Source organism: Heyndrickxia vini (assembly GCF_016772275.1).
In the GTDB taxonomy this organism is placed as follows: Bacteria; Bacillota; Bacilli; order Bacillales; family Bacillaceae_C; genus Heyndrickxia; species Heyndrickxia vini.
On the sequence record NZ_CP065425.1, the window covers coordinates 2,859,614 to 2,877,140 of the forward strand.

The 17,527-nt window shown below is 34.7% G+C and carries 15 protein-coding genes; 7 read left to right on the forward strand and 8 right to left on the reverse strand.

The genetic code is table 11. The features are described from left to right. Nucleotides 1-575: 575 nt before the first annotated feature. The gene (locus I5776_RS14365; RefSeq protein ID WP_202777069.1) at nt 576-2,075 is read right to left on the reverse strand and encodes an alpha-amylase family glycosyl hydrolase; all 1,500 of its coding nucleotides are present in this window, start codon (nt 2,073-2,075) and stop codon (nt 576-578) included. Between the two features lie 185 nt (nt 2,076-2,260). Between I5776_RS14365 and I5776_RS14370 the strand changes: the two genes are divergently transcribed. Then, a complete protein-coding gene (locus I5776_RS14370; protein WP_202777070.1) occupies nt 2,261-2,824 on the forward strand; it encodes a DUF2777 family protein in 564 nt (187 codons plus the stop codon). Nucleotides 2,825-2,864: 40 nt separating this feature from the next. Here I5776_RS14370 and I5776_RS14375 read toward each other — a convergent pair whose 3' ends face one another. The 3 genes from I5776_RS14375 to I5776_RS14385 all read right to left on the reverse strand — a co-directional run bounded on the left by I5776_RS14375 (nt 2,865) and on the right by I5776_RS14385 (nt 5,384). Continuing rightward, nucleotides 2,865-3,218 carry a YisL family protein gene (locus I5776_RS14375; protein WP_202777071.1) on the reverse strand — a complete coding sequence of 118 codons (354 nt, stop codon included), beginning with the start codon at nt 3,216-3,218 and terminating at the stop codon, nt 2,865-2,867. A 74-nt stretch (nt 3,219-3,292) separates the two neighbouring features. Beyond that, the gene (locus I5776_RS14380) at nt 3,293-4,189 is read right to left on the reverse strand and encodes a fumarylacetoacetate hydrolase family protein (RefSeq protein WP_202777072.1); all 897 of its coding nucleotides are present in this window, start codon (nt 4,187-4,189) and stop codon (nt 3,293-3,295) included. Nucleotides 4,190-4,217: 28 nt separating this feature from the next. Beyond that, nucleotides 4,218-5,384 (reverse strand): DUF418 domain-containing protein, encoded by a 1,167-nt coding sequence (locus tag I5776_RS14385; protein WP_246483797.1) that lies wholly within the window; start codon nt 5,382-5,384, stop codon nt 4,218-4,220. A 139-nt stretch (nt 5,385-5,523) separates the two neighbouring features. Between I5776_RS14385 and I5776_RS14390 the strand changes: the two genes are divergently transcribed. From I5776_RS14390 to I5776_RS14415, 6 genes are read left to right on the forward strand one after another with little or no spacing between them, the layout of a single operon-like run. After that, a complete protein-coding gene (locus I5776_RS14390; protein WP_202777074.1) occupies nt 5,524-5,745 on the forward strand; it encodes a spore germination protein in 222 nt (73 codons plus the stop codon). 24 nt (nt 5,746-5,769) lie between these two features. Beyond that, nucleotides 5,770-5,997 carry a spore germination protein GerPB gene (locus tag I5776_RS14395; protein WP_202777075.1) on the forward strand — a complete coding sequence of 76 codons (228 nt, stop codon included), beginning with the start codon at nt 5,770-5,772 and terminating at the stop codon, nt 5,995-5,997. A gap of 37 nt (nt 5,998-6,034) precedes the next feature. Continuing rightward, nucleotides 6,035-6,649: a spore germination protein GerPC gene (gene gerPC, locus I5776_RS14400; protein WP_202777076.1), complete on the forward strand. Its 615-nt coding sequence runs from the start codon at nt 6,035-6,037 to the stop codon at nt 6,647-6,649. After that, nucleotides 6,639-6,815, forward strand: coding sequence for a spore gernimation protein GerPD (locus I5776_RS14405; protein ID WP_202777077.1), 177 nt, complete (start codon nt 6,639-6,641; stop codon nt 6,813-6,815). The genes gerPC and I5776_RS14405 overlap by 11 nt, the downstream gene beginning before the upstream one ends. After that, nucleotides 6,815-7,222, forward strand: coding sequence for a spore germination protein GerPE (locus I5776_RS14410; RefSeq protein ID WP_202777078.1), 408 nt, complete (start codon nt 6,815-6,817; stop codon nt 7,220-7,222). Before I5776_RS14405 ends, I5776_RS14410 begins: the two co-directional genes overlap by 1 nt. Nucleotides 7,223-7,266: 44 nt before the next feature. Next, nucleotides 7,267-7,488, forward strand: a complete 222-nt coding sequence (locus tag I5776_RS14415) for a spore germination protein (RefSeq protein ID WP_202777079.1) — start codon at nt 7,267-7,269, stop codon at nt 7,486-7,488. A gap of 37 nt (nt 7,489-7,525) precedes the next feature. Here the strand turns inward: I5776_RS14415 and addA are convergent, their stop codons facing one another. The 4 genes from addA to I5776_RS14435 all read right to left on the reverse strand — a co-directional run bounded on the left by addA (nt 7,526) and on the right by I5776_RS14435 (nt 17,433). Further along, nucleotides 7,526-11,296, reverse strand: a complete 3,771-nt coding sequence (gene addA, locus I5776_RS14420; RefSeq protein WP_202777080.1) for a helicase-exonuclease AddAB subunit AddA — start codon at nt 11,294-11,296, stop codon at nt 7,526-7,528. Then, the gene (addB, locus tag I5776_RS14425; protein WP_202777081.1) at nt 11,274-14,777 is read right to left on the reverse strand and encodes a helicase-exonuclease AddAB subunit AddB; all 3,504 of its coding nucleotides are present in this window, start codon (nt 14,775-14,777) and stop codon (nt 11,274-11,276) included. Before addB ends, addA begins: the two co-directional genes overlap by 23 nt. Before the next feature lie 244 nt (nt 14,778-15,021). Then, complete coding sequence (locus I5776_RS14430; RefSeq protein ID WP_202777082.1) at nt 15,022-16,431, reverse strand: sigma-54 interaction domain-containing protein; 1,410 nt, start codon at nt 16,429-16,431, stop codon at nt 15,022-15,024. Between the two features lie 216 nt (nt 16,432-16,647). Beyond that, nucleotides 16,648-17,433: a 3-hydroxybutyrate dehydrogenase gene (locus tag I5776_RS14435; protein WP_202777083.1), complete on the reverse strand. Its 786-nt coding sequence runs from the start codon at nt 17,431-17,433 to the stop codon at nt 16,648-16,650. Nucleotides 17,434-17,527 lie beyond the last annotated feature (94 nt).

Genomic DNA, 17,527 nt, shown 5'->3' on the forward strand with positions numbered 1-17,527 from the left:
TCGTGATACAGTTCATCGAGGTTCTTTTATTTTTTTGAGGTAACCTAACTCCCTTTTAAATAAGATGTTTTGTTCTTAATCGAGTAACCTTAAAAGTAAAATAACCGGAGTTTTTCCGGTTAAATACAGAATGGAGTACGTTTTTTGAGGAAATAAGCGGAGTTTTTCCGATTATGCCAAGCGATAGTCCCTCTTTTCACATTTTTTGAGTAAATAGACGGAATTTCTCCGTCTATTTTGGCTTTTTTTTAATAAAAATACTAGTTAAGCGGAATTTCTCCGCTTAATTATCATCTCGGGTGCCTAACCTGATCCCTAAACAAATAGATGCGGGAACAAGAAACTTTTTATCAACCGGCTTATAAAAAAGCTCAATAAAATCGGTACTCCAAACGGAAAACTTGATAGATAAAACAAAAGACGTATGCCAATTCATACGTCAATTCTTATGTCTTTTTGCCATCGCTTTTTTATTTTCATTCAGATGTTTTTTAGGTATTTAAACCTTTATTTTTTCTATCTGCACCTCAAAATTGAATTCCCATTATTAATCATAGTGGGTTTTCCTTTTTCATTTATTGAATCTTTTTCTGTTTTCCACGCTTCCAGACAATAAATAAAAATGCGAAAAATACGATCCAAATTAGAACTAAAATGGCGATAAACATAAAGTTTATACCTGTTTTTTCAACAACATTATAGATTTCAGAGGTTTCTCTTTCGAAGGCGAGCTTAAAAGTCCCATTTTCTGCTCGGACAACACCGCCACTAATTAACCCTCGTAATTCCTCTTTATCGTTCTGCAATTGATCCTTAGATAATTTAATTACTTGCGTTTTATCAGTATTATTTATACCAATAAGATTGATTTGATCCTTATATTGTCGTTTGAAAACAACCATTCCATTTTTTTCATAGAGGACTTCCATTGAACCCTTTGTTAATGCTGGTTGTTGCTGACGAATTTCACCGATCATCGTTATGTAATCAATCAATTCTTTTTCAGTTCTGAAATTCATCATTTTGCGGTTTTCCGGAACTCCACCGCTGTCTTCGGCAATTTCGCTTCCATAATAAACAATTGGAATTTCTGGCTGGGTGTATAAATATGTTAACGCTAATTTCCATCTAGTTCCCGGAAATTGTTTATTTATCACCATATCTCTCGTATATCTTATCATATTATGATTATCGAAAAAGGCACCCATTAATGAAGGTTGATCAAATTCTTTTCTATTATCAGCTTCAATGGAAAGTACTTTTTTAAGTGATTGATTAGTATTTGCAAATGAATCACGTAAGGGCTGATTTAACCGGAAATCCAACGTCCCATCAATCCCGGCCTGTTGATATTGCTTCACTAATTTATTGTCTTTTGAGTCAATTTCCCCCAATAAATAAAAATCCTTTTTTACTGATTTCACATTACTAGAAAATTGTTTCCAAAATTGTGTCGGCGATTGATTTGCATGACTAAGTAAATACCCGTCAATATCCGTTTTTGTTACCCACCATTTTGCAGCGTCAACAAGGTATTGGTTCACTTCTGGATTTGTATGATCAAATGATACTAATTGATCATTTGTTTCCTCTGAGAACCACTTCTTCTTCTTCTTTGGATCCTTTACTAAAGAACTGTTGGCACTTACTTGATTCGTCGGAAAATCAATGATAATCTTCATCTTTTTCTTATGTACTTCACTTACTAATTTTTTAAAATCATTGATGGTGCCAAAGTGGTCATCCGTTTTATAAAAGTCAGTAATCCGATACCCATCATATCCTCTATCATCATTTTTAAAGATAGGTGTGAGCATTACTGTTGTAAAACCTTGGTCTTTAATAAAATCTAATTTATCAATAATACCTTTAAAATCTCCACCTTGAAAGCCTACTGGATCAAGAACTTTTACATTACGATCATTTGTGGCATCGCCATTATTATATCGATCAACCATTAAAAAATAGATCGTCTCATCTTGCCAGTTTCGTTTTACTTTTTCAGCAGCATTTGCTGGAACAGTTTGAAAAAGCAAAATGAAAATGAAACAAAATGCCAAAACTTTTTTCAACATTTTTCGTCCTCCTAATTATTCCTCACGAAATAAGATTATCCTTTCTCGTTTATCACGTCAAACTGATTCAAATGAATCCAAGAAAATATCTAAAAAAATTTGAATTTTATATGACAGATTTTGTGTATGAAATTCCTTCTGTTTGTCTAAAACGATGTTAGATGATGATGAATGGAGGCAAATTGATGGATCAATTGCAAAGATTACAATTAATAGAGCATCAATCCCGCGCTTTTTTAGAGGGAGATATTGAAAATATCAATGATCAATGGGTATTTTTTGATAATGAAACAGACGAAGCTACCATGCTTGAACACTATGTTAATCAGGAAATAGAGATTTATTATCATCATAAATGGATAAAAGGAAAATTAGAGCCGGATGGACGGATTCTACATAAAAATGAATCAATCTTTCTTTTAGATAAAATGAAGCTTAGAATTAGAAAACAAATTGTGTTCTCATTTGATATGCTCCTTGACGAATTAAGTGATGATATATTTTTTCACTTCATAAATACATTAAATTCACTTGGATATTCTATCTATGATTGCATATTTAGTCATAATCATCTTTCATTTTTAGATACGACTGACATGAAAAAAGGTGTTAATATCCTTATTTTTGATAATGGAGAGGTTGCCCTTGCAGTACATCATCATTTTCATCATGAAGATAAAAAAGATGATCGTTTTGAATTTACCTTAAGTACCGGAAAAAGATTAATTATTGATAAAATGCAAAAATAAAACGAGGGATTCCTCGTTTTATTTTTATCGTTTTTAGATATTATAATGGAAGTTCAACAAACCCTAGATAAAGTACACCAACAAAGAAAATAATCAGCAAGATCCAGAAAAGTCCTGTGCCTTTACCTTTCTTCATTCGTGATAAGATCATTTCCATCATCCCTATCACTAGTAATCCGCCTAACAATTTAATTCCATATAATGCCGGGTTAGCCGATTGAAATTTAAAGAATAAAAACGCACCTGTCACGATAATTAAAATATAGAATAAGCGTAATATCATATGAACTATTTTTGAGCCTTTTGCATTTCCACTTTTAATAAGCGCAATGGCAATAACAAATAAAATGACTGCTACAACCCAAGTTGTAATATGTGCATGAGTAGTATACATATGTAATAAAACCTCCTTTTACTATTGTTTCAAATATCTTATCATAACGATGAGATTTTTAATATGATTTTGGATTATTGTACCTTATTTGTCAAAGTTCCAATCCCTTCAATATTTATTTCAATTACATCATCTTTCTTTAAGAATATAGGTGGTTTGAAACCTTTACCTACACCTGCAGGAGTTCCAGTCGCTATAATATCTCCTGGCTCAAGTGTCATTCCTTTAGAAAGTGTTGATATGATCTCTTCTATCGGAAAGATAAAATGCTTCGTATTAGAATTTTGGCGGATTTCATTATTCACCTTTGTAGTGATATTTAATTGATTGGCATTGTGAATTTGTGAATGGTGAACAATCCATGGGCCAATAGGGCAAGAAGTATCTAAACTTTTCCCAATAAAAAATTGTTTATGGCGATTTTGCAGATCTCTTGCAGTTATATCATTTAAGATCGTATAACCAAATACATGTTGGAATGCATTTTCTCTTTTAATATTTTTTCCTCCAACACCAATAATAACAGCAAGCTCCCCTTCATAGTCAAGTTCATTTGTAATGTCTGAATGTGCGTCAATCGGTGATAAATGACCAGTCACAGCTGTTGGTGCTTTCGTAAAGACCATGACATGTTCCGGAATATCAGCTTCGCTTCCCATTTCAATCGCATGATCTCGATAATTCTTTCCAACACACATAATATTTTTCTTAGGATGTGGAATCGGTGAAAGCCAAGTAATAGAATCACTTTTTACTAAGAAGACTTCCTTTTCTTTTTCTAATTTTCTCAATGCCCTATCTACTTCAGCAATAAAAGAATCTCCTTGTTTAATACCTTCTATAAGAGTAAGCGGTAAACTAAAATCCTCCCTATTTTCAACAACTGATGAAAGATTTAATATATCATTTGTTTGCTCATAAAGCACACCATATTGTTCGACACCATTCCATTCAAAACTAACAAATTTCATTTTCCAATCACCTCATCAAATTATCAACTCAAATATTTTTACCGTATGTGAAATATCGCCAAATCTTTTCCAATGGACCAAATTTAAACTTCATAAACCAAATTTCCGCAAGTACAACTTGAATAATAAATATTCCGATTGCTAATAACATACTTGTTCCCAGTGTAAGTTTACTATATAATCCTAATCCATATCCGTAAAAAATAAATGTTCCAACAATAGACTGCGTAATGTAAATCGTTAATGACATTCTTCCTGCCGCAGTAAATGGTTTCAATAATTTTCCAGTCCACTTATACGACATGAATAGAGCAATTATGGCCACATATGCAAAGCTAAGAATTGTGCCCCCTAATGATTGTTCTATATACTTAAACGCCATATTGGAATCAACAAACACAGGAAGTGATTTTAGGAATAAACCTAACGGGAGAGATAGGATCAAGATGGATAACCATTTCTTTCTCTCTCCTTGAGTCCTTTGTAACCACTTTCGTTTAGCCGCGCCTGCTCCAATCATCATAAGCGGAACGACAGAAAAAAGGATGAAGATTACATTGGACGATCCGTTAACTATCTTCCAATCTTTAAATCTTTGTACAGTAATATTCCAATAATCACTTGAAGAAAATACCTCCATTGATTTTGTAAGATTCATAATATCAGTATACATGCTCATATCCTGGGAGGATACAAGAGTTATAATCATAAGATATAAACTAAAAAACAAATTAGGTATAACTAACAGTGATAAACCAATAACCATAAGTGATTTCCCAGATAATTTCAATAAAAAAATTAAAATGAAACCAAATACAGCATAATTAATTAATACGTCACCTGACCAAATCAAAAAGGCATGGATGATTCCAATAATTAATAAAATGAAAAGCCTTTTTACTGCAATTGTCTTAAATTCACCCCCTTTTTCAATTGATCTGTTTCTAATTAATACTAGCCCATAACCAAACAGCATTGCGAAGATTGGATAGAAGCTAGCTTGTACAAATAATTCAATCCATTTGTATAAGGATTGATCTGTTCCATGCCACCATTCTTGCGGATTGTAATACAATATTGGAGATTCATAGGACATCATATTAATGAGAAATATCCCCAATAAACTAAATCCACGTAATCCATCTAATGAAGAGATCCTTTCAAAGGATTGGGTTGGATGTAACTTGTTTTCCATCATGTCACCATCTTATTAAAATTTTGTTCCTCATACTTTCTTTTATTTTACAATGACTTCATAATTTAGGCGAATTAATCACATTTCGATTGATCACTCATATGATATTTCATAAATTACTTTAAGGATGTGAACGGTCATGCCTGGATTTGTTGGCGCCGTTCAAATTATGAACATTGGTTCGAGCGGTGTATTTCATATCGGTGATGTTTTTCAACTTACTCCCATTTCAACTGCAAAAACATTTGCAGGAGCTGGTTCATTTAATACAGGAGAAACCTTAGCTATTCAGAATCATCAATCCGCAACAAATACATTTGATAATGATGGAATCGATCAAGGAATTAATTTTAATGTTTAATAGCCATTCTAATTAGGTGATTATATGAAAATTAGTGTGCAACAAACAATTCAAATACGAATGATTAAAATTGGTGGAATATCCAATGCAGCTGTTTTCCAAATTGGTACAGCAGGAATCATTAAACCAGCTGCCTATCTATATGATACTGGATGCTTCACAGAACCTGCACCTGTGATTAGTCATGCAGCGGGTACAGAAGGCATCCCTCCATTAGTCGTTCCATTTAGGAATGATGGCTCTATTTCCTAGTGGATTGTAGATTAACAGCAAAAAGGGAGGTTTACAAATGATTGATTACAATAGACAAATCCAACAATTGTATCAATATATCCAATACCAGCAAAAAAAAATTTCCCAATTTGAGAAAAAGCTAGAAGACTTATCTAAAGATATACAATCACTAAAAGAAAAGCCACCTATAAATGTTGAACGTCTAGAATATAAATTTGATCAATTAAAAATTGAAAAACTTGATGGCACTTTAAATATTGGCGTTAATCCAGCCGACTTAAATAATATTGAGGATATGGACGTTCCATCCTCACCAATGCCGCAAGCCTTTTTAATGAACCCGGCATTTAAACAAAACCTATTAGAAAGAATAAATCAATATATTAGTAAGGATCTAAGTTCAGTAATCCAGGATACAGAAGATCAATTAGGCTATAGGCTTGATACGAAATATCGCGATTTCATTGTTGCTGATTTGCAAAGACAGATTCCACAACGAATTGATTATTTTATTAATATACTAGCCGGGGAGAATCACAAAAATGAATCCCAAGAAGATATTTCAAATCAACTTTTTGCAAGAATGAAAGCAGATATCGACCAAGCGGTTTATATGTTTGTATCAAAATTACCTCAATCTATGAATGGAGATGATCCGAATGGAACTTAATGTAATAAATCGAGATATTAATGTTGAAAATATACGGATTATTGGGATAGCAAGTTCATCGCTCTTCTTAATTGGTGATGCTGAAACGATTCAACAGGCAGCTACCTTTGACACGCCTGCTGAATCATTAATTATTGGCCCTTTAACTCCATTTGTACCGAAATAATGTTTAAAGCGAATCGAAGCTCGATTGTCGACCAAGTAAAAATTAATGATATTTTCTATGCATCCAGTTTCCATATTGGGGATTCTTCCTATATCAATGCGGTTGCAAAGGTGTTTGCCGTTCAAAGGGAGAAGGAGTTATTTTATGGATTTGAAGCAAATTATGAAGATTTCCCCAACTTCACTGAACCGATTCCTATCCCGCCAATTACAGAAAACTTACAATTTAATCGATTTAATGCTAATCCTTCTATTCATGTGTCAAAAGTAAGAATTATTGGTATCTCTACAAGTTCCATTTTCCATATTGGAAACACGAAAAGAGCTTATCTCGAAGCAAGAGTCCACCATACTCGACAGCTAGAACAGGTACCAGAAAACAGACACAAAATAAAGAGTCTATCATAAACTACAACAGAAGATTATTTTCTTTATAAAAAGGATGTTGTCTCATGCCTGCTATCGTCGGAGCTACACAAGTTGTGAATGTTGAGGGCAATGCTGTTGTACATTTTGGAGATACTGCCGTTATCTCTCCAAAAAGTAATTCAAAAACGACAAATGGCTCAGGGGCTGTCAATACAGGAGCATTATTTATGGTCACTAACGGATTCAGCCTTAACACAACATTTGATGCCAATCTTATCGATCAGCCGATTGCCGGAAATAACTAAGTTTTTAATAAAAAAAGGAACAGTTTCTAAACTGTTCCTACATTTTCAGTAAATGTCCGCCATCAAAGAAATAAAGATATTTTCCTGCTACTGTTCTTTTCAAAATTTGCATTAACGCTTTTTCATATAAATCAATTTGAATTCTATACCTATTTTCTAGAATTGGTTTCGCCTCTTCAAATCCACCTTTAAATCGATCATGAATTCCATCCGTTTTATAATCGAGCAGATAGATCCCTTCATCATTTTCAATAATACAATCAATGACCCCTTGAACAAGAATTGTATCATTATTCGATTGAGTATCTAAATTGAAATCCTTATCCTGAATGGCCATACTAAAGGGAACTTCCCTTTGGATATTATTTGCCTCTAACATCATTTTTCCGATATCTGTAGAAAAAAGGGACAGGATTTGCTTTATATTTATCACTTCAATTTGCTCTCCTGTTAATAACTCTTTTCTTTTCATTTCCTCTAACAATTCTTTAATGCTATCAGCTGTAGGTGTTTCATTAAACGGCAAATGCTGCATTACCATATGCATCGCTGTTCCGCGTTCTGCCGGTGATAATGACTCTTCTTTCATAAAACGAGGACGATTGAATATTGGTTTATTAACTTTCCTTAAAAAATCAGTACTACTTGCCGCATCCCTAGTCTCATACATACGCTTAATTTCTGAAACGGATTGTTTTGAACGTTTCCTCGTGGACATTTCATACGGATATTGGAATGATAACCGTTCTAATATCTCATTTTTTTGTGAGGAGCCAAAATTAACGACCTTGCCCTCTTTAACATTTTCAATCCAAGTATCATCATTTTTATGATCTTCACTCGTGTTTTCTATTAAACTCATTTTATCGATTATATCGATATGCCATCGAGACGGATGCTTAACGATATCAGCTGGAATTAGAGATTTATTATGAGAAATTATTTTATCTATTGTTTCACTTTCTTCATGTCTAACCAAGGCTGGTCCAATCCAGTCTATATAACTGGAAGCCTTGGCTCGATTATTATCCTTCAATAGCCATTCTTGATGATTTAACGTTTTACCCCATCTACTTAAAGATTTTTCCGCATTTTTCAAGCTTCCTACAAGAAATAGCTTTTCTTTTGCTCTTGTTAAAGCAACATAAAGTACGCGCATTTCTTCAGATATGGTCTCTAACTTTTTCTTTCTCTTTAGTGCTAATTGTGGCAAAGAAGGATAAGTAATTCGTTTATCTATGTTCACATATTTGGTTGCAAAGCCTAATTCCTTGTCAAATAAATAGGAATGATTGATGTCCATCATATTAAATTTTCGGGATAATCCTGCAACAAAAACTACGGGAAATTCTAATCCTTTACTAGAATGGATGGTCATTAGTTTAACAACATCTTCTTGCTCACTTAAAGCTCTTGCAGTACCTAAATCATCTCCGCGTTCTTGCATTCTTTCAATAAAACGCAAGAAACGAAATAATCCCCGAAAGGATGTTGTCTCATATTGTCTTGCCCGATCATAAAAGGCGCGTAAATTCGCTTGCCTTTGTTTCCCACCCGGCAACCCACCAACATAATCATAAAAATGTGTGTCACGATATAATTGCCAAATTAAATCAGATAATGCTCCTTGGCGTGCCAAACTTCGCCAATGATTTAATTGGTTAATAAAAGTGGTTAACTTTTCATGAAGCTCTTCATTTTCAACTGCAGGCTTCATTAAGGTGAAATTTTTCACTGCTTCAAAAAATGTTCCATATTTCGATTGAATACGAATAATCGATAGTTCCTCTTCGTCTAATCCACAAATCGGTGATCGCAAAACAGATGCAACTGGAATGTCTTGATATGGATTGTCAATCACCTTTAGCAGTGAAAGAATAATGGATATTTCGGTTGCATCAAAATATCCTGTCCGAAGATCCGCATAAATCGGAATCCCTTCAAGTTTAAACTGTTCCATAATTTCCGGTGCCCATGGCATTGAACGTAAGAGAATAACAATATCACGGTATTGGATAGGGCGGTAACTCCCCGTCTTCGGGTTAAAGACCGGAGTCTTTTCCATTATTAAGTGTTTAATTTTTCTTGCCATATACCGAGCTTCCAATTGTGATTGTTCTAATTCGGCGCGATCAAACTCATCTGTCACATGCTCATTATCATCATCATTTTCGGGTTGTAAGTTTTCATCCGCTTGATCGATAATAATTAGTTCAACAGGATATTCTTCGTCTTCGGGATACGCGGCACCTTTCACTAACTCCGCTTGTGTATCATACTCAATTTCGCCGACATTAGTCCCCATGATTTGCTTAAACAAAAAGTTAGTCCCCGCTAACACTTCAGATCGGCTTCGGAAATTTTGTGAAAGATCTATTTTTAAACCCGTATTTTCACCATCTGATGTAAAGCGATGATATTTTCCCAAAAATAGATTAGGTTCCGCTAACCGGAAACGATAAATAGATTGTTTCACATCACCTACCATAAATAAGTTTCCATTGTAATCTCCTTCATGTGTTACAAGATTTAAAATCGTTTCTTGGACCATATTCGTATCTTGATATTCGTCCACAAGCACTTCCTTAAATTGATCGCGGAATGTCAGCGCTGCAACAGATGGTTTAGGATTTTCCATCGTCGATTCGGAATCCATTAATATGCGGAGGCAGTAATGTTCTAAATCTGAAAAATCGACTATTCCTTTCTCTTTTTTTATTTGTGAAAAACGATTGGCGTACATTTTCGTTAACTCAATTAATAAAGCAACGTTTTCCTTCATCTCACTTATATCTTTAAGAAAACTTTCAGGCTTACGTGAAAATAACTCTTCTTTTAACTTTTCTAAGATCTTTTTAGCATTTTTTCTTAAATCATCCGCCTCTTTGACGAGCTGTTTGTCAAACTCTTCTCCCCTACAGCTTTTTGCACGCGAAAAACTCCAATTATTCATTTCATTGTACAACTCTTGCCAAGATGTTTCGTTTGCCTGTAATAAACGTTCCACGATTGCAAGATCATCTAAATAATTTTCCGCTCTTGGTGCCGGCCCTGCAGGAAGCTTCGTCATTTCGACTGCTTCCTCGAGCGCATCTTTCGCACCTTGTAGTTGAAGCCTTATATCAAAACGCAATATATCAATAAATGCCAAGTCTTCAATTGCGGTTTCTTCGTCGACATGATACATGTTAAGAACGTCATCTAACCATTTATTAGGGAATGGATGGGAACAGGAGAATTCATATAATTTTTGAATTAGCTCCTGTAATGCTGTATCACTTCGATCATTTGTAAATGTGTCTACTACCTTAAAAAATGAGTCATTATCTTCTTTCCCATATTCATCTTCAAATAATTCTTCGAGAACTTCATCCCTTAATAAAACTGCCTCAGTGGAATCGGCAATTCTAAAGCTTGGATCGATATCGATTAAGTAATAATATTTTCGAATCACTTCAAGACAGAAGGAGTGAAGTGTGGATATTGATGCCTTATTTAACAAACTTAACTGTCTTCGTAAACGTGTTGAGCTTGGATTTTTGATGATTTCCTTTTCTAGCGCTTCACCGATCCGATGTCTCATTTCAGCAGCAGAAGCATTTGTAAATGTAACAACCAGCAATTCATCAACATCAATTGGGTCTTCTTTAGCAATGATTTTCTGTATCATTCTTTCCACTAATACTGCTGTTTTTCCCGATCCTGCTGCAGCTGCAACCAATATATTTTGATCTTTCGCATAAATGGCTTTCCATTGATCATCTGTCCATGTCACATCTTGTGGCTTAGATGGTATCGATGTTTTCATTGATTCCTACCTCCTCTCTCATGCGCGATAGAATATCTTCTGGTTTGCTCGGTGTTAATAATCGATAATCATTGTTTTCTAATGACTGATCAAATTGACAAACCGATTTAAATGAACAATATTCACACGGCGTCTTCTTTTTAAGCTTATATGGTGAAATATCAACGATTCCGGATGTAATATCGTTTCCTGATTTCTTGTATCTATTTCTGACATAATGACTCATTAGCGAAAAATCCTTTTCTGAAGCTACTTGTGATCTAGACGATAAGGAGCCGTCCTTTTTGATTTCAGCCGATACAATCTTTGAACTGCCTGTTTCCAATGTTTGATCCATAAGCTTAATAACATCTGTATCTTCCATTAACAGACCTTTCATTTTAAAACGTTTAAATATCTCATCATCAATTTCATCCATCGTTAATATTCGATTACTTTTAATAATTGGATTATGGAGATGAAAATACAAAACGCCAGCAGGTAAACCTTCTGTTCCAATAAGATTTTTTGAATGGGTAACGACTATATCTAAGTAAGTGAGCATTTGAAGTGCCAAGCCATAATAGACTTCGGTTAAATCTAACTCTCGCTGACTTGATTTATAATCAATAATTCTTAAATATACACCATTTTGATCTTGAGCCTTGTCTACACGGTCAATTCTTCCTTGCAGTTCCATTTTCACGCCATTTTTCAATGTAAATGATAGCGGTGGTAAAAAAGCTTTTGGACCAAAACCCAACTCTAAACCAATTGGAGCGAATCCACTTACTTTAGCATGTTCACTTAGTATTATTGAAGCTCTTCCTATAACTTGTTCAAGTTTTCTTTTAATATAATGATACCGATTTGAGCTTAATAAAATTTGATGTTGGAGCCTTGGTGACAAATAAGCTACAGCTTCTTTTGCCAAAAGATTACACTGTTCTTTTGTAAGATTTGACCAAGAAATACCGTTTTTTTGAAGATTTTCAGCAATCCATTTTAATGCCCCATGGAATAGATCGCCAATAGCAGGTGCTTCAAGCTTAAATATATCCCGTTCATGAAGTTTCAAGCCGTGGGTCGAAAAATGGGCAAATGGACAGGAATGAAAAAGCTCCATTCTTGACACACTGGCTAAAATCGTTTCACCATATAGCTCTTTACTCGTTTCAGCAGAAAGCTTCTTTGCCCGATTTTCATAAAAAAGACTTGATAGCACATGTTTCGCTCGTTTTTTCTGCTGCAAATTTTCAAAGTAAAAATTGTAAACATCCCACCATATATCAGCAACCGGGTACTTTCTCAATTTCAATTGCAACTGTGACGTTAAAAAAGCAATCGCAGAATTTGGATGTGAGATGTAATCAATTTGCTCCTTATCTATTAATTCGGATGGATCATTAACGATCATTTTCTCAATCATTTCCGGAAAAATTTCTTTCATTCGTTTTATATAAGGAGACGGTAAAAGTGCTTTTCCTTCCTCATTTGCAATTGGATATGAAAGATATAGTTTCTGTGATGGTGTAGTAAAAGCTTTATAGGCGATAAACTCCTCATCAAGTAATCTTGTTTTACTGCTTGGGGCAATCTTCATTCCATTTGTTATTAACATTTCTCTGTCAGAATCTGCAAGCACGCCTTCTTCATTGATTTTTGCAGGCATTACACCGTCGTTTAAACCAATAATGAAAGCGACTTTAACATCTGATAATCGCGATAATTCAAGGTTTGCAACTAGTACTTGATCAACTGCCGGCGGCACAATTGAAAACTTCATGGCTTCGATCCCAGCATCTAAAATACTTGCAAATTTTTTCACTGTTATTGTTTCATCGCCCAATATTTCTACAAATTGATCTAATAATTCGATTACGGCATTCCATGCTTGATCATGTTCTCTAGCTGATAATAAGTTACCGTGATCCTCGGCCTGATTTCTTAAACTTTCAAGCTTCGCAGGAATGTCCAGTTCTTCCAAAAATAAATACAATGCCTCACAGAAGTCTCTTCCATTGACACCTTTATTCATCCTTTTTGAAAGCTTTATAATTGGAGTTGTTATTAATGAACGCAAGTTATTAATTTCTTGTTCCATTTCTTTTTCTTTATCCGTTTGTCTCGAATGCTCCATTTCAAGACCACGAAATCTTCGATAAATCCAGCGATCTTTGCTTGTCCATTTCGATCCTTGGATTCCATATGCTAGAACGTAATTTTCAAGCAAGTCCATCTTTTCTCTCAGTTTTTCTGTAGACTGGGTGAGTGGGAATAACAAATCCGTTTTCACTGCGCGAAATACTGATTCATATCGCCAAAAGCCAGTTATAACCTCTAACGTTGATCGTATGAGTTCAATTAAAGGATGATTTAACATCGTTCTCTTCTGATCAATGAAGTATGGAATTTGGTGATCAGAAAAACAAGTTTCAAGCATTTCCTGATATTCATGACCGTTCCGAACTAGGATCGCAATGTCCTGATAACGAAATTTATTTATTCTTACAAGCTCACGGATTTCTCGGGCAGCTGCTTCCATTTCAGCTCTTCGATTAACCGCTTGAAATAATTGAACTTGTGGTTGATGATCATATGGTTTCACAGGAAGGTTGTCAAAATTCTCCTCTAAATGCATTAAACTATCATCTGTATAACGAATTAGTTTCTTTAAAACTATATTATCTTCTATTTCTACACCATGAGCGTAAGCCAGTTCTGATAATGTTAAGTAAGTCTCACTAGACATTCTAAATAAATGTAAATCATTTGATATCTCGTTTCGGAATGGCTGATCCAATGTCAAGGCTATCGTCACTTGTTTACATACTTTCATAAGTTGACCAACAACTAAATATTCTTGTGGTGTAAAACTATGAAATCCATCGATATAAATCTGTGCATTTTGTAAGTAAAAGGAAGACTGAATTGATTCCGCAAGCAGTGTTAAATAATCTTCGGAATCAAGATACTTATTAGCTAATTTCTCCTCAAAATCACAGTAAATTAATTCTAAATCATGTAATTTATCAGCAAGTACCTTTGAACCATTATTCTCCATTTCCCCTTGCTTACCTATAATATCTTCTGGATGGATACAATATCGCTTAAATTCAGTTAACATCATTTCTACGTGATGAATAAACCCTGTTTTATCAGCGGCTCTTCCAAATAGCCTAAGCTCGTCTTTTTTGTCTTCAATAATTTTTCGAATCAGCATATTAAGTCCTTCATTGGTAATATGCATTCGATTGATGCCGCCTGTTTCTTGTAAGATCCTCCAGGCGAGTCTGGAAAAACTAAATACTTGTGCGCGTATCATCCCCCCTAATCCAGGGGTTTTAATTAAACTATATTCAGATAAAAAAGTCATTTGATCCGGTACTAAATATATGATTGGCGAACCATTCGGCTCATCCATCAGTTTTGTTCGAATTTCATTATTAATAAACCTTGTTTTGCCCGTTCCAGAACGACCAATGACAAAGCGAACAGACATAATTTCATCTCCTACTTTAAACTCGTATTCTACTATTATAATATATATTCTCTTATTTTTTCATGGATGAAATAACTGGCAGTAAAAGGACCGTTCTTTTCCGCTCCAATCCACTCTGCGTTTTCATATTTGTAAAATACAACTACCTAATCACCTTCATACTGATTAATAGCGTTTGCAAATACAACCTCTAGATAAAAAAAGGAGTTAGTCCGGCAATTGTTGGACTACTCCTTGGGTATGATTATTTAATGTTATGTTGTTTACATTTATCATATAAACTAGTTTTTCCTATACCTAATAGCTTCGAAGCTTCCAGTTTATTTCCACCGCACAATTGCAAGGCGTTCACAATTGTCTGCTTTTCTACTAAAGATAAAGTTTCCTTCAGTGTTGGGAAGCTTTCCGAATGATTGTGGTGATCGACATGCACTTTCTGTTTTTCAGATGCCAAATAATCATTTTCTCGTAAATATAAAGGCAAATGAACATGATCAATCGTGTTTCCCTCTAATACATTAACAGCTCTTTCTAATACATTTTCTAGTTCACGGATATTTCCTGGCCAATTATGCTGTTGCAGTTTCGATATAACTCGATTGGTCAAGTTTATTCCGTGCCGATGAAACTTTTTTTCTAGCTTTTTCAACAGAAATGATGCTATGTAGGGTATATCTTCTTTTCTTTCGCGGAGGGGCGGGATTTCTAATTTAATCACATTTAACCGATAATACAGATCTTGACGAAATGTACCTTCTTCAATCATCTTCTCTAGATTTCGATGGGTCGCTGCAATAATTCGTACATCAATGGCTTTCGGTTTTTGGCCTCCCACCCGTTCAATTTCTCCTTCTTGTAAAACTCTCAAAAGTTTACTTTGCATCGATAAAGGCATATCACCAATTTCATCTAAAAATATCGTACCAAAGTTGGCAAGCTCGAACTTCCCTCTTTTTCCGCCTTTTTTCGCCCCGGTAAAAGCACCCTCTTCATAGCCAAATAGTTCGGATTCCAATAAATGCTCGGGTATCGATGCACAATTAATTCGAACAAAAGGGAATTGCTCACGAGAACTATTTTGGTGAATGGCATGAGCAAATAATTCTTTTCCGGTACCTGATTCACCTGTTAATAATACCGCGGAATTGCTTACCGATATTTTTTCAGCCATTTTCTTTGCTAACATAAACTTTGAACTTATACCGATGATATCCGAGAATTTATATTTACTTTTCAGTCCATTTTCATAATTAATTTTATAATAATTCAGCTCTTCTAAAAGGGGTTGGATTTTTTTAGAGTAGTCCCACCATTCTTGTTGTGTTCGAAATAAAACGGTTCCTACTGCACCAACCAATTCTCCTTCTACAAAAAGAGGATAGCGGTTGGCAATCATTTCTCCTCCTTTAATTGGCTGTATCGCAGACAATTCTGCTTGTCCCGATTTTGCAACAATATGCATTCGGGAATTTTCAATAATATTTTGTACTGGCTGGTTGATTGCCTCCTCAGCTTTAATCCCCAAAAATTCACAATAGCCGGAATTTATATAGCGTATCAAGCCTTTCGAATCTACTACTACAATTCTTTCGGCCGCTAGATTTATAATTTCTTCTAACCATTTATATGGGAGATAATCAAATCCAAATTGCATTATAAACTACTCCTCAAAATTTTCTTATTCTAATATACTGGATTGTTGATTTCCGCTACAGGTACTCGCTTTTCGCGGGACTGACGATAGATAAGCCTACACTCCAATCGACATGACGTCAATATCAACACTGTACTTTAACAAAGCCTGTTCTAATTATTATAACAAAAGAAGAGGAATAATTTACGGTATTTTCTAACAATTAGATTAGAAATATTATTGTACGGTATATCCTCCATCTAAGACAATTGCTTGCCCTGTAACTCCTCTCGCCTTATCACTTCCAAGAAAGACAGCATAGTCAGCTATTTCAGACACATCTAGAAGTCTCTTTTGGGGGACAAGTGGGTAAATGACTTCCTCGATGACACGTTCGAAAGGTACATTCCTAGTTTTGGCGAGGTCTTTTAATTGATTTTGAACTAATGGAGTGTCAACATATCCAGGACATAGTGAATTAACAGTAATCCCATGTTCTGCACCTTCTAACGCCGCTACTTTTGTTAATCCAATCACTCCGTGTTTCGCACTATTATATGCAGCTTTTCCCGCAAAGCCGATTAACCCATTAATGGAGGACATATTGATGATTCTTCCAAATCCTTGTTTTTTCATTATCGGAAATACATGCTTAATTCCGATAAACGGAGCAGTTAACATAATTTTTATAAGCAATTCAAATTTTTCAGTTGGGAATTCTTCAATCGGTGATACATGCTGTAGGCCCGCATTATTGACTAAAATATCAAGCCTTCCAAATGATTGTACTGTTTTGTGAATGGCTGTTTTAAATTCCTGCTCATTTGTTACATCACATGAAAGAGCAGTAGCTTCATAGCCTTTTTGTTGAAAAAATTTTATCGCATCTTCACTCTTCTCTTGATTAATATCAGAAATTACAACCTTTGCTCCTTCAACTGCAAAGGCTTTGGCAATTTCCAATCCAATTCCACTCGCTGCTCCTGTAATAAAGGCAACTTTTCCATCTAATGTTTTATTCATTTTACTGTTCCTCCCCATGCTGTATTTTCTTACGGTAATAATAATGACCAATGAATCTTTCTTTATAAGATTCCAATGAATCTTTCATAAAAAG

What these genes read in the sequence shown, in the direction of transcription:
- I5776_RS14365 (WP_202777069.1), bottom strand. Translation starts at nt 2,075, where the DNA reads ATGTTGAAAAAAGTTTTGGCATTTTGTTTCATTTTCATTTTGCTTTTT.
- I5776_RS14370 (WP_202777070.1), top strand. Translation starts at nt 2,261, where the DNA reads ATGGATCAATTGCAAAGATTACAATTAATAGAGCATCAATCCCGCGCT.
- I5776_RS14375 (WP_202777071.1), bottom strand. Translation starts at nt 3,218, where the DNA reads ATGTATACTACTCATGCACATATTACAACTTGGGTTGTAGCAGTCATT.
- I5776_RS14380 (WP_202777072.1), bottom strand. Translation starts at nt 4,189, where the DNA reads ATGAAATTTGTTAGTTTTGAATGGAATGGTGTCGAACAATATGGTGTG.
- I5776_RS14385 (WP_246483797.1), bottom strand. Translation starts at nt 5,384, where the DNA reads ATGGAAAACAAGTTACATCCAACCCAATCCTTTGAAAGGATCTCTTCA.
- I5776_RS14390 (WP_202777074.1), top strand. Translation starts at nt 5,524, where the DNA reads ATGCCTGGATTTGTTGGCGCCGTTCAAATTATGAACATTGGTTCGAGC.
- I5776_RS14395 (WP_202777075.1), top strand. Translation starts at nt 5,770, where the DNA reads ATGAAAATTAGTGTGCAACAAACAATTCAAATACGAATGATTAAAATT.
- gerPC (WP_202777076.1), top strand. Translation starts at nt 6,035, where the DNA reads ATGATTGATTACAATAGACAAATCCAACAATTGTATCAATATATCCAA.
- I5776_RS14405 (WP_202777077.1), top strand. Translation starts at nt 6,639, where the DNA reads ATGGAACTTAATGTAATAAATCGAGATATTAATGTTGAAAATATACGG.
- I5776_RS14410 (WP_202777078.1), top strand. Translation starts at nt 6,815, where the DNA reads ATGTTTAAAGCGAATCGAAGCTCGATTGTCGACCAAGTAAAAATTAAT.
- I5776_RS14415 (WP_202777079.1), top strand. Translation starts at nt 7,267, where the DNA reads ATGCCTGCTATCGTCGGAGCTACACAAGTTGTGAATGTTGAGGGCAAT.
- addA (WP_202777080.1), bottom strand. Translation starts at nt 11,296, where the DNA reads ATGAAAACATCGATACCATCTAAGCCACAAGATGTGACATGGACAGAT.
- addB (WP_202777081.1), bottom strand. Translation starts at nt 14,777, where the DNA reads ATGTCTGTTCGCTTTGTCATTGGTCGTTCTGGAACGGGCAAAACAAGG.
- I5776_RS14430 (WP_202777082.1), bottom strand. Translation starts at nt 16,431, where the DNA reads ATGCAATTTGGATTTGATTATCTCCCATATAAATGGTTAGAAGAAATT.
- I5776_RS14435 (WP_202777083.1), bottom strand. Translation starts at nt 17,433, where the DNA reads ATGAATAAAACATTAGATGGAAAAGTTGCCTTTATTACAGGAGCAGCG.